Origin of the sequence: Microcystis sp. LE18-22.4A, assembly GCF_027531105.1 — a bacterium.
Taxonomy (GTDB): domain Bacteria; phylum Cyanobacteriota; class Cyanobacteriia; order Cyanobacteriales; family Microcystaceae; genus Microcystis; species Microcystis aeruginosa.
This window is the reverse complement of sequence record NZ_JAPZRB010000350.1, coordinates 1-13,911: the sequence shown is the minus strand read 5'-3', so window position 1 is coordinate 13,911 and position 13,911 is coordinate 1. Positions and strand designations below refer to the sequence as shown.

The window sequence follows — 13,911 nt, the reverse complement described above, 5'->3', positions numbered from 1 at the left end:
ACCGAGATATTAACGCCAGTAAAAATATTTTGGCCGCAGGGCTTGCGGTGTCAGTCTGTAGAGCGACCATAAGACCAGAACAGAGTAAATCTGTTAAGGCAGGTGCGAAAAATCCTTCGGGAAAGAAGCAGAAACCCAAATCGTGAGGTTTGGGAATCGCCGTCCGTTTTACGGCGGCGAGGATGTCAACAATGTCACCTCGATCGCCTAAACTAAATAGATAGTCAATTTTCGCTTTTGCCACGTGGAACTATCCCACTCTCTCCTATTTTCGATCGGTTTAGTCGCCTGTTACCTAGCTGTTCTGATTCTGATCGCTGAAAAATTAAAAAGTCTTTTCAGTACCGATGGCGAAATTACCCGCAAAGTTGTCCACATTGGCACGGGAAACGTCATCCTTTTTGCCTGGTGGTTAAATATCCCCGCTTGGGTGGGAATAAGTGCGGCCATCCTAGCGGCAATTATTGCTATCCTATCCTATTTTTTCCCCATTTTACCCAGTCTTAATAGTGTCGGTCGCCGCAGTTGGGGAACTTTTTTTTATGCTGTTAGTATCGGTGTTCTCGTGGCTTATTTTTGGCCAATTTCTCACCCCGAATATGCGGCAATGGGTATTTTAATTATGGCTTTGGGAGACGGATTAGCGGCCCTAGTCGGACAAAATTTCGGTCAACATCCCTACAAAATTTTCGGCAGTGGCAAAAGTCTGGAAGGTTCCCTGACTATGTTAGTAATCAGTTTTCTAGTCAGCTTGATTATTTTATCTTTTGTTAATGGCATTAATCCGCCAATTATTTTAGTATCTTTATTGACAGCGATCGGAGCTACTATTCTAGAAACTTTCTCGAAACTGGGTATAGATAATCTCACTGTACCCGTTGGTAGCGCCGCCATTGCCTATTTTCTTACTCAAATTTTCATCTCAAGCTAGGCTATCCCAGCTTATTCACAAGGGCCGAATCTAAAACCTCATTGGTTAAGCTAAGTAGGGAGGCACAATTATTTGTTAGGATGGGTTAGTGGTAGCGTAACATGAGCGGGTGTTGGGTTTCATGCTTCAACCCAACCTACGTTCTATGTTAGCAATCAGCTTTTTAGTCAGCTGTACCGATAACTGATAACTGATAACTGATAACTGATAACTGATATGACCTTTACTATCACTCAAAACCAAAATCAATATCTTACCTATTGTCTCAAGGATGAAGAAGCTGACGCTTATCTGGAAGTGGTTCCCGCTAGAGGAGGAATCATCACCCGTTGGCAAATTTGCGGAGAAGATATTTTATATCTGGACAGAGAAAGATTTAAAGATCCTAACCTCAGCGTCCGGGGAGGAGTCCCGATTTTATTCCCTATCTGCGGCAACTTACCCGATAATACCTATCAACACCAAGGACGAAACTATACCCTGAAACAACACGGATTTGCTCGTGATTTACCCTGGCAAGTGAGCAAACAAAGCACCGAAACCGCCGCTAGTTTAACCCTAGAATTAAACAGTAATCCGGTCACTCGTCAAGTCTATCCCTTTGATTTTCAATTAATCTTTACCTATCAACTGCAAGGAAACAGCCTCAAAATTCACCAAAAAGTTATTAATCTTTCCCCCGAAAAAATGCCCTTTTCCATCGGCTTCCATCCCTATTTTCAAGTCACCGATAAAACCCGATTATCCTTTGATATTCCCTCCTCCCAATACCTCGACCAACGCACGAAAACCTTCCATTCCTACTCCGGCAACTTTGACTTTAATCTCGAAGAAATTGATGCCGCTTTTCCGCAAATTACTCGCCATCAAAGTAGTTTTAGTGATTCCTATCATCAACGTCAAATTGTCCTCGGTTACGACGATCTCTATACAACTCTAGTTTTTTGGACTCTGAAAGATAAAAATTATATCTGTCTCGAACCCTGGAGCGCCCCCCGCAACGCCCTCAACACAGGCGAACATTTGACCTACTTAGAACCCCAGAGTAGCCGCGAGGCGATCGTGGAAATGCGAGTCAATCAAATTTAAATTTCCCCTTGACTTAGCCCCGATAAGATGTTATATTGATGAATCGTGTGCAGAACACGAAACGGGTCGCTAGCTCAGCGGTAGAGCACTCGGCTTTTAACCGATTGGTCTTGGGTTCGAATCCCAGGCGACCCATAAAAACTTACTGATACACAAAGATTGACTTGTCTTCCCCCGTCTATGGATTAGCCTTGCATACCAGCAGTCCCCAACTAGGACTGGCCCTCTCTAATTTCAGGGATGATAGTCGTCAACAAACTTGGGACTTAGACAGGGATTTATCGAACCTATTCCACCCCTATCTAAAACAGTTCCTAGCCCCGCAAAAATGGGCAGATTTAGCCTTTCTAGCCACCGCTAAGGGGCCGGGTAGCTTTACCAGTACCCGCATCGGTATAGTCACCGGTAGAACCCTAGCACAACAATTACAGCTACCGATTTTTACCGTCTCCAGTTTAGCGGCCTTTGCTTGGTTACAACGGGATTTTTACCCCCTCGATACCTATCTAGCCCTAGAAATGCCCGCAACTAGGGGACAATTGTATGTGGGCATCTATCGGGGTAATCGGGTTTATTTAGCTGATAGCCTGATGACTCCGGAACAATGGCAGCGGACTTTAGAAAACTTAACTATTTCCTATCAAAGATTAGCCACACCCAGTTGTTTAGGCATAAATGCCCCCGATATCCTCGATTTAGCCTATTTGGATTGGCAAATGGGAAAACGCCCCCATTGGTCGGAGGCGCTACCATTTTACGGGATGTGATTAATGGATTTCTTGCAAAAATCAAAAATCTGACCTTAGGTGAGGAGTAAGGAGCCAGTAGTCAGGATTCAGGAGAATTAAGAATGAGCATTAATCAATTAAATGCTCTAATTAGGGTTTGCTGAATAAATCTAAAAACCTTGTTGGGTAAAACTTTTAGACTTTTTGGCAATCAAAAAGTACCAGATATGGGAGTGATCGGGGGAAAAATCCCTGGACTTTTTCCCTGAAAATTAGGTAATTGACCCCCTCAAAATCGGTAAAACCCTACACCCCACACCCTACACCCTACACCCTGCCACCACCGAAAAACTTTTTCAGCAGACCCTAATTAGGAATTCCCTCTTTTTTTCAAACTATAGCCAGCTAGTCCGAGGGTTACTAATCCTAAAACTGCGCTAGGTTCTGGGACAGGTTTCACGGAATAAATCGCCACATTACGACTCACTTCATTGGCAACAATTAACAGGGGAGTACCATTAGGACTATCGGCAGCGGGAATAAACAATAATCCTTCGGGAGAGATATCCCCTAATTGCCAATCGTTGATATAATTAGTGAACAAAGGATTACTAGGGTTGGTGATATCATAAACCATGAAACCGCCAGCCCTTTCTATTCCCACAAAACTATAGAGACGATTACCCACAGTTCCTACTGCTAAACCTTCCGGTTCCGGCCCGCGGTTATCGCTACGACTATCGAAGCTGCTAGGAGTACCATCGGAATTAAAAATACTAGCAGTTAGGGGAGTTGCCGAAAAACCCGCCAAAATTTGTTCAAAATCATCGCCACTATCGAAGACTTGGGACAGTCCATTAGTGACATTCCAAATCGAAAAAGAACGACCACCATAGGCAAAAAGTTGGCTATATTGACCTTGGGCGTTAAGCCCGTCAATGCTAGAAACATCCAAACGGCCGAGATTTTGGGTTAATTTCAAGTTGGCCGCATTAGGGAAAGCATTGGGGTCTAAAGTTAGAGTAGAAACTCGTCGGGCCTCATTTCTAGTATCCCCTTCATTGGCAGTAATTAAATAGGTTTGTCCGGCGATGGTAACGGTGGCAATCGTATCCGGTTGATATAAGCCAAAAACCGGCCAATTATTAATATTTACCCCTCCATCTTGATCGCTAGGATCCAAACCATTACCCGGTGCGTTAAAATTTTTGGCTCCTAGGGGTACAATACTGGTGACTTGAGCGTTAGCAACATCGACTACGGCAATAGCATTATTTTCCTGTAGAGACACCCATGCAGAGGTTCCATCGTCGGAAACGGTGATGTATTCTGGTTCCACATCTTGGGAAACCGTTTGACCGGGAAAAATACGGACTCCCTGACTTCTTAAAGTATTCTCTTGACCATTAAAACTATCAAAAGTAGCGGTGTTGACGGTGGGATTGAGAATACCAGAGCTAAGGTTAAGGTTAATGATACTAACGGAACCATCGGGATCGATCGCCCCTCTTGCTTCCCCTTCGTTAGCGACCAAAACCCGATTACCGTCAGGAGCAAAGGTTAACATATCTGGTAAAGCGCCCACAGTCACCTGACTCTGAAAGACACCATTGGTATTGAAAAATACTACACTGCCGTTATTGGTAATGGGATTAGCTTCCATGGCCAGGGCCACGATACCATTTTTGATGGCAACGCTGTTAACCCCTGCACCGTAGGAGCTAAGATCGATCGAGGGTAAGGGAATTGGACTAGCGGGATTACTGATATCGGCAATATCTAGACGATTATTGGGACCGGTCAGGAATAATTTTCGACTAGCGGGGTCATAAGCGGGAATTTCTGACCCGAAGTTATTAGCAGCAATTGTACTATTGCCAAGACTGCTCAATCGGGTGATATTTAAAGCTGAGGCCGATTCGGTAACAATGTTGATACTGCCAGCAATTGACAGCAAGGTTAATAAAAATTTGCCATGGTGACGATAGATAGCATGAATCATATTTTTAGCTGAAAAACTGCAAAAAAAGGCTAAACAATCGCATTTTTTCAGACCCAAGTTAAAGGAAGATTAAACAAGAGGGAAATTAAGGATATCTTCAAAATTTGGCCAAGGACAGTAAAAGCGATCTAGGAAAAGAGGTTCCTCGATCGATTTTTAGTTGAACGGCTCATTTACCGGAGTGATAACATGGTTTAGTATAAGCTCGATCAATATGGAATCAAGACTCGTGTTATCTACTTTCCTAGCCGATTTCAAGATCATTTTTGAACGTGACCCCGCTGCCCGCAACTGGTTAGAGGTACTGTTTTGTTATCCCGGATTACAGGCTTTACTGTGCCATCGCTTCGCCCATTGGCTATATCAGATCGGGATTCCCTTTATTCCCCGTTTAATTTCCCATCTTGCCCGTTTTCTGACTGGTATCGAAATTCACCCCGGCGCCCAAATAGGTCAGGGTGTTTTTATCGACCATGGCATGGGAGTTGTCATCGGAGAAACGGCCATTATCGGTGATTATGCCCTCATCTATCAGGGAGTTACTTTAGGAGGGACGGGGAAAGAAAGCGGTAAACGTCACCCGACTCTAGGGGAAAATGTGGTCGTCGGCGCTGGGGCCAAGGTTTTAGGTAATATTTATCTGGGTAATAACGTTCGCGTCGGTGCTGGTTCTGTGGTCCTGCGCGATATTCCCGCCGATTGTACCGTTGTTGGTGTACCCGGTCGTTTAATCTATCGCGCTGGGACGCGGGTGGAACCCCTCGAACACGGTGATTTACCCGACTCGGAAGCGGTGGCTATTCGCGCTTTGGTGGACCGCATTGAACAACTGGAAAAACAAGTGTACGAATTGCGGCTAGAACGGTCAAAAGAACCAGATTATCGGATTAATTGCCCAGTTTTAGCCCATTTAGAAGAAGAAGCGAGTCATGGCTGTTGCCCTGCGGCCGATCGAGATATGCGCGAGTTTCTCGAACGGGCGGTTTAACTCCGATAATCTTCTGATATGATAGAAGACTGGTTTTCTAAGTAAGTGGTTTTAATTAAATAGAAGATAGATTTTGCCTGCGATCCCCCCTTAATAAGGGGGTATCTGACAATTTTTAACACCTACCTACTTAGTAGCTAAAACCCATTTGTCAAAGCTATGATTGTTAAGGACTACTTGGCACCGTCCGATGGCTCAAACTGACTCGATCCGTATCCGTGGCGCCCGACAACACAATCTCAAAAATGTTGATCTCGAATTACCCCGCAATCAGTTGATTGTTTTTACGGGAGTTTCGGGATCGGGCAAATCTTCCCTCGCTTTCGACACCATTTTTGCCGAGGGACAGCGCCGCTATGTGGAGTCCCTCAGCGCCTACGCACGCCAATTTTTGGGACAATTAGATAAACCCGATGTGGATGCGATCGAGGGTTTAAGTCCGGCTATTTCCATTGACCAAAAATCCACTTCCCACAATCCCCGTTCTAGTGTGGGAACTGTAACGGAAATTTACGATTACTTGCGTTTATTGTTCGGTCGTGCCGGTGAACCCCATTGTCCCCATTGCGATCGCAATATTGCCCCCCAAACCATCGATCAAATGTGCGATCGAGTGATGGAATTAGCCGAGAAAACCCGTTTTCAAATCTTAGCCCCGGTAATTCGCGGCAAAAAAGGCACTCATAAGCAATTAATCTCTAGTTTGGCCTCCCAAGGCTTTGCCCGGGTGCGGATTGACGGCAAGGTAGTAGAATTATCCGAGGGCATCGAGTTAGATAAAAAACATCTTCATGATCTTGAAATTGTTATTGATCGCCTGATCAAAAAAGAGGGTTTACAGGAAAGATTAGTAGATTCTTTAACCACTTGTTTAAAGCATTCCGATGGTGTAGCGATTGTGGAAATTCTCGATGAGAATAACGAAGATAATCCCGAAGTTACCAAAGAAATTGTCTTTTCCGAGAAATTTGCCTGTCCCGAACACGGGGCAGTTATGGAGGAATTATCCCCCCGTTTATTCTCTTTTAATTCTCCCTATGGTGCTTGTCCCAACTGTCACGGATTGGGCAGTTTACGGAAATTTTCGGCAGATTTAGTCATTCCAGACCCAAAACAACCGGTATATTCTGCTATTGCCCCCTGGTCAGATAAGGATAACTCCTACTATCTTTCTCTCCTCTACGGTTTAGGGCAAGCTTTAGGTTTTGAAATTCAAACCCCTTGGCAGAAACTAACAAAAACCCAGCAAGATATCATTCTCTATGGGAGTAAAGAACCGATCTATTTTGAAGATGATTACCGTTATGATACTGGTCGCGGTTACTATCGAGAATTTGCGGGAGTTATCAATATCTTAGATAGAAATTATCAAGAAACCACCTCGGAAGTTATTAAACAAAGACTAGAGAAATATATTGTTAACCAAACCTGCGAAGTTTGTCACGGAAAAAGATTAAAACCGGAAGCTTTATCGGTACGTTTAGGACAATATACGATCACGGATTTTACCGGAGTTCCGATTCGGGATTGTTTGCAGAGAATTAATGATTGTCATTTAACCCCAAGACAAGCATTAATTGGGGAATTAGCCCTCAAAGAAATCAAAGCGAGACTACAATTTTTAATCGATGTGGGATTAGATTATCTTACCCTCGATCGACCGGCGATGACTTTATCCGGGGGAGAATCCCAACGAATTCGATTAGCCACTCAAATCGGTTCGGGATTAACAGGAGTATTATACGTTCTCGATGAACCTAGCATCGGATTACACCAAAGAGATAATAGTAAACTGTTAGAAACCCTGCAAAGATTGCGAGATTTAGGTAATACTTTAATTGTCGTCGAACACGATGAAGAAACGATTCGGGCAGCCGATTATGTGGTCGATATCGGTCCGAAAGCGGGGATTCATGGCGGAGAAATCATCTGTCAAGGCAGTTTTAAAACCCTTTTAAAGTCCAAAAAATCGATAACAGGGGCCTACTTATCGGGCCGCAAAGTTATTGAAACTCCTCCCCAAAGAAGGGAAGGGAATGGTAATGCTTTAGTCTTAAAAAATTGCCATCAAAATAACCTAAGAAATATCGATGTAACGATTCCTTTAGGAAAATTAGTCTCGATTACGGGGGTATCTGGTTCGGGCAAATCTACCCTAATTAATGAGTTATTATATCCAGCTTTACAACATCATTTAACCCGTTTAACTCCCTTCCCCAAAGAGTTAGAGAAAGTGGAAGGATTGGACGCGGTTGATAAAGTAATTGTCATCGACCAATCACCGATAGGACGCACTCCTCGGTCAAATCCTGCCACCTATACGGGGGTTTTTGACATTATTCGCGAGATTTTCACCGAAACCATCGAAGCAAAAGCTAGAGGTTACAAAGCGGGGCAGTTTTCTTTTAATGTTAAGGGAGGACGCTGTGAAGCTTGCCTAGGCCAAGGAGTAAACGTCATCGAGATGAATTTTCTCCCCGATGTCTATGTGCAGTGTGATGTGTGTAAAGGGGCGCGTTATAATCGGGAAACCCTACAGGTTAAGTATAAAGGTTATTCGATCGCCGATGTCTTAGATATGACGATCGAGGAAGCATTAAAGGTCTTTGAAAATGTCCCCCGGGCCACCACCAGATTACAAACTCTCGTGGATGTGGGTTTAGGATACTGTAAACTCGGTCAAAGCGCCCCCACTTTATCCGGTGGGGAAGCGCAAAGGGTGAAATTAGCGGCCGAATTATCCCGACGGGCCACGGGAAAAACCCTATATTTGATCGATGAACCGACTACGGGGTTATCTTTTTATGATGTGCATCATCTCTTAGATGTGTTACAAAGATTGGTCGATAAAGGTAATTCGATTATCGTCATCGAACATAATCTCGACGTGATTCGCTGTAGCGATTGGATTATTGATTTGGGACCGGAAGGAGGGGACAAGGGAGGAGAATTAATCGCGGTGGGAACACCGGAAACCGTGGCCAAATGTGAACAATCCTACACTGGTCATTATCTTGCCCAAGCATTACTTCAATATCCGCCAAAAAAGCGGGATAATGTTAGGGAAGAACACAGAGATAATAAAGCCAATGATCAAGATTAGTATTTAACTCTTGTTCGCTTTTAATTTCCTGACCGGTTTTCCAAGAATAAATTTTAATATCTTGAAAGTAAGACCTTAACTGTCTTAATTGTTCTTTGGGGGTGGCGTAATAATTTCGCAGACGAAAATTATGGGGTTCATCCCGAATAATTGCATAGTCAGCAGTCAATAACTGTTCGTAGCTAAGAGAGGGATTACAGACCCGCAAAATCGCCCAGATGACTAAATTGACATAGCTACTAAAAGGATTCAAACTAATCTTTTTTTTCCAATCGAATTCTGGGATAATTCCCTGAAGATTATGACTAGAAAAGCAAAAATAACCGCCAGTTTTACCGATGCGGCTAATTTCCTCTAAAACTAGAAAACGGTCAGCAGGGGAAATATAATCAATGCCATTAAAACTAAAGAGAATAAAATCAAAATAATTATCGGCAAATTGTTCTAGATTTCTAGCATCGGCCACTTGCCAGACTAAATGGGGGAATTTTTGACGACAAGCGGCGATCATTTCCGCAGAATAATCAACACCGATATATTCTCCCACGAGAGGGGCAAAATACTTCGTAGTCCGTCCCGCACCTACCCCTAAATCAAGCATTTTCATCGTCGATAAACGCTCTTGCAGCAGAGTTAAAATTGTACTTTCTGCCGGCTGTAGCGCGGTTAATTGGGCATAATAACCGACAATAGTAGGGTCTCTATAGGTTTGCTGATTTTTGTCCTTAATCATTCTTGATCGCTCTTTCCTACTACCATCTTTAAGAAATATTTAGACTATCATAAGATGCGCTTAAATTATCCAATTGGCATCAATGGAGATTTTTAGTTCTTTTGTCTTATCTACAAGCATAGCATTTTCCAAAAGTGATAAAAGAAATGTAAAGTTATTTTATAGTAGTTGTCTTTGGTGTCTGTCTGTGTTACAATTACCACAACCAGTCATTATTAACACTTAGCTGTAGATAAATCATCTTTTTTGAATTGAAATAACGGACTAACCATGAAACTAATGAAAATTCAAAAAATTTTAAAAGGATCAATGTCGTAGACATTGATCCTTTTAGAAATCCCTTTAGCAACGACTCCTCTGCTCTTGTTCGGTAACAATGCTAAAGCTGAACCAATTAACGAGATTATTTTGGCTCAATCAAAACGGTGCTTGGAGCCGGGAGAAAGAAAACAAATTACTTATCAAATTGAGGGGATCGAACGGGAAATAAAACAGCTAGAATATAGAATAAAAGAACTGGAGAAGAAATTCTCGGAATGGCAGGAGGAGAGGAGGAGATTATATCCATTGTTTGTGCGTTATACAGTTGTATATCCTCGCGAAAACGGGGGAAGACGACATCCTAAAGACCAGGAAATAAAACGTGAATATGACTATGCTGGACAACAGCTGATTTCAATCAATAAAAAGATGGACGAAATAAGTGCAAAAATATCGAAACTACAAAATACCATCTCATCCCTGCAACGATATCTGAACTTGCCTGACTGTGTCAACCTTTGTCGTCTTCATCCCTTTCTATGCAGCAATGATCCTGCATTGGATAATTTCCGTGGGGCGCCTGCGCGGTGATTTTTCCCGTGTCACTATCAAAATTAGGAGAAAGTGGCTTAATATATATTAGGGAGCTTATTTCCTATTAAAAACCGCCAACAACCCAATGAAAACTTTAAATCAGAATCCCTGGCAAGTAGAGGGAGGAGAAACCCTGCCCCTACTTTACGAAATTGATCAACATCTTTGGTTAGAGGAAACAATAAAACTCCTCAAGGAAAATCGCTTAGATGAATTAGATGCAATCCATTTAATTGAGGAATTAGAAAGCTTGAGTAAAAGAGATAAAAACCGAGTCAGTAGCTTACTTGAACAAGTGATCAGGCATTTATTACTTTTACAATATTGGACAACAGAAGCAGAAATAAATCGGAATCATTGGCGAGCGGAAATTATCAGTTTTCGCACGCAATTAAGAAAATGTTTAACGACGAATTTACAGAATTATTTGGCTGAGGAATTACCGATAATCTATCAGGATGCTTTCGATTATGTTCAACAAAAAACTGGTTTTTCTGGCGATTTTCCCTCAGAATGTCCTTACAGTTTAGAGCAATTATTAGATAAAAATTGGTTTCACTGTGAAGATTAGACATTAAACATGATAAAATAATCAAAGAAAACCGTTCTAAAACCACGGGGTTTTTAACCCAAATTTGCGATAATAAGATGCGATTAAATTATCCACTGGGCATCAATGCAGATTTTTAGTTCTTTTGTCCCATCTACAAGGATAGCATTTTCCAAAAGTGATAAAAGAGGTGTAAAGTTATTTTATAGTAGTTGTCTTTGATAGCCTGGAAATTGTCCTGACGACTTCCCAAATTGCTCCTCACCTGACCCACTGTCCCAACCTCCAGTTGGCGAAATTTGATTATATCCTGCTCAACCAGCGCCATCCCGGTTGAGCGAGTTCGCCGTCGCTTGTCAGCCATCTGATCGGACGCTTGCAGCGATCGCCTAGTTTTAAATTGAGTTACGCGCAAGATCAGGTATTTTTATTTGAGCAACGCTAAGAGAGAAAAAGCAGCGGGGATCACATATCTGTATCAAGTGCTACAATAATCTAAGATTCTATCAAAAGTTAGATTATCAAACGCCGACTCAGGACTATCAAGGTCGGAAAACCTCGTTCGATAGTCTGAGCAGAGGTAAGACAATCGGTTAGAACTTATCGACTATCTGAGACTGTCCAATCGTTGGGCTCAACTTCGGGTATGAGTGAGGATATCGATCCGCAATTGTCAGGGTAACACCAAATCCCCCCGATCCAGTGCAGTTGACAAGCCTTCTGGTTCGTAGTGACCACTTCAGTGGTCCCTGATGATAACTGGGTTTTGCTAACTGGATTTAGGATAAACCTGCCTTAGTGGGGTTTTGTCGTTACTTGTCTAACAATTGTTGCTATTTCACTAACTACCTTATTTTTTATGGTTAAAAATTATGGCAAGCAAATCTTATTCGATGGTGCAAAATTCCCCAAGCGGAACAACCGGAACGGGACTAGATCAAACGGTTGAAAGAATTGGCAGAGATCCGGGACTTGCTGGTGCTAATCTCGGCACAAATATTACGGGTGGAATGACGGCGGCTAACGGATTAAATCAGTTAATCTTAGAAGCCAAACAAGCCACTGGAGTTGCTAGTAACGGCATTTTTACTGTCAGTGACGTAACCGCGATTAATGCCTGGATTCGTGCCAACCGTTTAGCAGAATTTACTGCTCTCCACGGCGATGATGACGGCACAACAGAAACAGGGTTTCATTTAGTCCAAAATGACGGAGCGACTCAACAGTATCGCAATCAGAATTTAGTTGATACGGTTTTTGATGGCATTTATCACATTGGTTTCCCAATTGAAAATGGCACTTTTCTCAATGAAGATGGTAACGCCAATGCCACTGTCACCCAAGTAGCGGATTGGCTAACCCAATTTTATACAGATCGGGCCACAACTAATACCGGACTTGATCAGATTACAGAATTAATTATTGCCGATCAGGGTTTAGCGCAAAATATACCTTGGCAAGAAATTGCTGGCGGTGCTGATGCGGCCAATGGACTGAATGATTTATTAAAAACAGCGATTACCACCTACAATCTCGCCGCCGATGGTTCAATTTCCGAAAGCGATATTGCACAAATTAACAATTGGATTCGCTCTGATGCCACCCGTTATAATACTTTTATTGTTCTGCATGGGGATGATGACGGCACAACAGAAACTGGCTTCCATTTAGTTCAAAATGACGGCGCTCAGACTACATATTTTGCGAAAAACCTAGTTAATACCGTTGCCGACGGAATCTATCATATTGGTTTTGAGATCCAAAATGGGCGGTTTCTCAACGAAGATGGTGCAGCTAATGCCACAGTCAAAGACGTAGCAGATTGGGTAACATATTTTTACGTTGATCAGTCCACCACTGGCACAGGATTAGACAAAATTGTCGATACCATCAAAATCGATACCGGCTTAGCCAAGTGGACAAATGCGGGGGATATTAACGCCGGAGCTGCCGCCGCCGACGGACTTAACCATCTATTAGTCGATGGCATTACCGCTACAGGTGTCGCTGCTGATGGCTGGATTACCAGCGATGATATTCGCACCCTCAATCAGTGGGTTCGCACTAATCACTATGACGAATTTATCCTCCTCCACGGTGATGATGAGGGAAATGAGGAAACAGGCTACCACCTGGTACAAAATGACGGAGCGACAACCCAATACTTCGGTAAAAATTTAGTCAATACCGTAGCCGATGGACTCTATCATATTGGCTTTAACATCGAAGACAATCGTCTCGTCAACGAAGATGGTGATGCAAATGCTCGCCTTAACGATGTTGCCAGTTGGCTCAACTATTTCTATCTTCAGAAAACCATTATTTACGGTGATAACTCTAGCGACACGATTACAGGTACGAATCTTGCCGAACACCTGATGGGTTACGGGGGAAACGATATTCTCAATGGTGGCGGCGGCGATGACCTAATCGATGGAGATTGGGGGTCTGACACTTTATCGGGTGGGGTTGGTAATGACTTCCTCTATGGCGGCGCAGACAATGACCAATTGGATGGAGGCGAAGGGTCAGACACTTATTATGTCTCCGGTAATCTAGCCGGAGGCTGGTCAAGTTTCCAAGGCTACGACATCTACACCGATACCGGCACCTCCGGGGTGGATAAAATTGTGGCTTTGGGTACAGGAGACGTGGACCTGGGGATTCTTTCCTTTACCGCCAATAGTGGCATTGAAACCATCGACGGTACAGGAGTAGCAGGAAAAGTCACCATCGTCGGTGATTGGAGTGACAATACCCTCGACTTTTCTAATACGGCTTTTGTCGGTGGCAATATCCAAATCCATGGCTATTGGGGGAATGATACTATCACCGGTAGCAATGGTAATGATGTCATTATTGGTGGCGGTAGTGAGGACAAACTTAACGGTGGTAACGGTTCCGACCAATACGTTTATACCGGCTATCAAAG

Annotated in this window: 10 protein-coding genes, 1 tRNA gene and 2 pseudogenes; 10 read left to right on the top strand and 3 right to left on the bottom strand. The window is 43.1% G+C overall.

The genetic code is table 11. From position 1 onward, the window contains the following. From O9295_RS15915 to tsaB, 5 genes and pseudogenes are all read left to right on the top strand, one after another. A pseudogene (locus O9295_RS15915) lies at positions 1–146 on the top strand (RNA-guided endonuclease TnpB family protein); the annotation flags it as partial. 98 nt (positions 147–244) lie between these two features. Continuing rightward, a complete protein-coding gene (locus O9295_RS15910; protein WP_287693136.1) occupies positions 245–931 on the top strand; it encodes a diacylglycerol/polyprenol kinase family protein in 687 nt (228 codons plus the stop codon). A 216-nt stretch (positions 932–1,147) separates the two neighbouring features. Further along, on the top strand, positions 1,148–2,020 hold the full coding sequence (locus O9295_RS15905; protein ID WP_288033779.1) for an aldose epimerase family protein: 873 nt from the start codon (positions 1,148–1,150) through the stop codon (positions 2,018–2,020). A 63-nt stretch (positions 2,021–2,083) separates the two neighbouring features. Beyond that, positions 2,084–2,155: transfer RNA gene (locus O9295_RS15900), tRNA-Lys, on the top strand. A gap of 29 nt (positions 2,156–2,184) precedes the next feature. Further along, positions 2,185–2,787, top strand: coding sequence for a tRNA (adenosine(37)-N6)-threonylcarbamoyltransferase complex dimerization subunit type 1 TsaB (gene tsaB, locus O9295_RS15895; RefSeq protein WP_288033776.1), 603 nt, complete (start codon positions 2,185–2,187; stop codon positions 2,785–2,787). 331 nt (positions 2,788–3,118) lie between these two features. Here the strand turns inward: tsaB and O9295_RS15890 are convergent, their stop codons facing one another. Further along, a complete protein-coding gene (locus tag O9295_RS15890) occupies positions 3,119–4,750 on the bottom strand; it encodes a choice-of-anchor I family protein (RefSeq protein WP_288033773.1) in 1,632 nt (543 codons plus the stop codon). 214 nt (positions 4,751–4,964) lie between these two features. Between O9295_RS15890 and cysE the strand changes: the two genes are divergently transcribed. Both cysE and uvrA read left to right on the top strand, forming a co-directional pair. Continuing rightward, the gene (gene cysE, locus O9295_RS15885) at positions 4,965–5,738 is read left to right on the top strand and encodes a serine O-acetyltransferase (RefSeq protein WP_288033771.1); all 774 of its coding nucleotides are present in this window, start codon (positions 4,965–4,967) and stop codon (positions 5,736–5,738) included. 190 nt (positions 5,739–5,928) lie between these two features. Further along, a complete protein-coding gene (uvrA, locus tag O9295_RS15880; RefSeq protein ID WP_288033768.1) occupies positions 5,929–8,841 on the top strand; it encodes an excinuclease ABC subunit UvrA in 2,913 nt (970 codons plus the stop codon). Here uvrA and O9295_RS15875 read toward each other — a convergent pair. Next, positions 8,798–9,574, bottom strand: coding sequence for a class I SAM-dependent methyltransferase (locus O9295_RS15875; protein WP_288033765.1), 777 nt, complete (start codon positions 9,572–9,574; stop codon positions 8,798–8,800). The two genes, uvrA and O9295_RS15875, sit on opposite strands and share 44 nt — an antisense overlap. A gap of 321 nt (positions 9,575–9,895) precedes the next feature. Here O9295_RS15875 and O9295_RS15870 point away from each other — a divergent pair, with 321 nt between their 5' ends. Together O9295_RS15870 and O9295_RS15865 are read left to right on the top strand one after the other, a co-directional pair. Continuing rightward, positions 9,896–10,426, top strand: coding sequence for a hypothetical protein (locus tag O9295_RS15870; RefSeq protein ID WP_288033762.1), 531 nt, complete (start codon positions 9,896–9,898; stop codon positions 10,424–10,426). 88 nt (positions 10,427–10,514) lie between these two features. Next, positions 10,515–11,000: a DUF29 domain-containing protein gene (locus O9295_RS15865; RefSeq protein WP_288033760.1), complete on the top strand. Its 486-nt coding sequence runs from the start codon at positions 10,515–10,517 to the stop codon at positions 10,998–11,000. A gap of 133 nt (positions 11,001–11,133) precedes the next feature. Here O9295_RS15865 and O9295_RS15860 read toward each other — a convergent pair whose 3' ends face one another. Next, positions 11,134–11,394 (bottom strand): hypothetical protein, encoded by a 261-nt coding sequence (locus O9295_RS15860; RefSeq protein ID WP_288033759.1) that lies wholly within the window; start codon positions 11,392–11,394, stop codon positions 11,134–11,136. A gap of 457 nt (positions 11,395–11,851) precedes the next feature. Between O9295_RS15860 and O9295_RS15855 the strand changes: the two are divergent. Continuing rightward, positions 11,852–13,911: pseudogene (locus O9295_RS15855) on the top strand (hypothetical protein); the annotation flags it as partial.